This window comes from Pseudomonas sp. Irchel 3A18, from assembly GCF_900187465.1.
Classification (GTDB): domain Bacteria; phylum Pseudomonadota; class Gammaproteobacteria; order Pseudomonadales; family Pseudomonadaceae; genus Aquipseudomonas; species Aquipseudomonas cichorii.
On record NZ_FYDI01000036.1, the window covers coordinates 1 to 1917 of the forward strand.

Sequence of the window (1917 nt, forward strand, 5' to 3'; positions counted from 1 at the left end):
GCAGGTACGCCAGACGCTCAGCCGGATACGCCGGGTCCATCGGTACATAACCCGCACCAGACTTGAGGATGCCCAGCAGGCCGATGATCATTTCAGGACCACGTTCGACGCAGATCGCCACACGATCGTCCGGACCAATGCCCTGGTCGATCAGGCGATGAGCCACCTGATTGGCGCGGGCGTTGAGTTCGCCATAGCTCAACAGGTGGCCTTCAAAGCGAAGTGCCGTGGCGGAAGGCTGTTTTGCGGCCCAGCTTTCAACGGCGCGGTGAATCAATAGGTCATCGGCAAAGCTCGCGTCACTGACATTCCACTCGTGAAGCAATTGCTCACGCTCGCCAACCGGAAGAATCGACAGATTCCCCAGCGCTGTCTGCGGAGCCTGTTCCAGCGCATCGATCAATTGATGCATCACGCGCTGCATATAGCCACAGACACGTTCTGCACCAATTTGCGCTTCAGCCATCACGGTCAGATTGAAGCCTTCGCCCAGATCGTCTACCGACAGGGTCAGCGGGTAGTTGGTGCGTTCCTCTCCCGAAAGCGCCTCGATACCTTCCCAGGCCGAGCCACTGGAAGCACTGGCACGGTTTTCCAGATGGCGGTAATTGAGCAGTGAACTGAACAGCGGTGCAGGTGCTTCAACGCCGCTGCAACGCTGGGCAAGTACCAGCGAGGCATGTTCGTGACCCAGCAAAGCGGTCAGGCTGGCATGGGTTTTCTTCACGCCGATGTCGACAGGCTGATCGCCGAGATCAACACGCAATGGCAAGGTGTTGATGAACATGCCCAGGGCACGGTCGGCCCCTTCGCCGCCCTGCATACGGCCCAGCAACACCGTGCCGAACACCACTTCATCGCGACCTGAAACGGCGCCCAGCACACGCGCCCAGCCCAGATGATAAAGGCTGGCAGCACTCACGCCGAGTTTGCGTGCCTGAGCACGCAAACGCTGGCCGAGGGAAGCGTCCACCACCTGGCGGACTTCCTGAATCCCCTGCCCGTCACCCTGCACGTCATGCAGTCCGAACGGCAGGGTCGGCTCGTCGATATCACCCAGCATGTCGCGGAAGAACGCTTCATGGTCTTCACGACTGACACCCAGGCGCGCCTGAGCCACGTAGTTGCGGTAAGGCACCGAGGCAGGCAATTGATCACCAAGGCCGGCCATGAACGCTTCGATTTCCGACGTCACGATCCCCAGGGAGGTGGCATCGTCGACCATATGGTGGAACAGCAGCATGCCCAGCCAGCGATTATTGGCCGGATCATGGGCGTAACCGATGCGCATCATCGGGGCCTGGCGAATATCCAGGCGGTAATGACGCGGGTCGAGCACTTCACTCAATTGCTCAGCGATATCGCCGGCAGCCGACTCGAGAAGAACTTCCTCCACAACCAGCTCTGCATGACGCCAGACCACTTGCACCGGATCGTCCAGACGCTCCCAAAGCACACCTGTGCGCAGAATGTCATGCCGCGACACCACACACTGCAAGGCCGCGGCAAATTTATGGACACGCTCCAGGCTGTCAAAAGCGAACAGCGCATATTGCAGATAGGGATCGCCCTCGACCGCCGAAAGGTGGTGATAAAGAATCCCTTCCTGCAACGGTGCCAGTGCATAGATGTCCTGCACATTGGCGATACCGCCCGGCACACTGGCCACGACACGATCGATGGCTTCCTGATCCAGATCCGCCAGCGGCAGCATGTCCGGGGTGATGCGCTCGCAGCCTTCAGGAATCAAATTGGCCGGAACCACGATCTGTGCCTGCCCGCCCACCGCTGCAGCCAGGGCTGCCAGAGTCGGCTGACCAAACAGCACACGCACATCGGCGCTGAGGTCCTGTTGACGCATCCGTTCGATCAGCTTCACTGCCAACAACGAGTGACCGCCCAGCTCGAAGAAGTGGT

The 1917-nt window shown here is 59.9% G+C and carries 1 protein-coding gene; it reads right to left on the reverse strand.

Translation table 11 applies throughout. From position 1 onward, the window contains the following. A partial coding sequence (locus CKW23_RS26090) for a condensation domain-containing protein (protein WP_143499030.1) occupies positions 1–1917 on the reverse strand: 1917 nt, incomplete at both ends.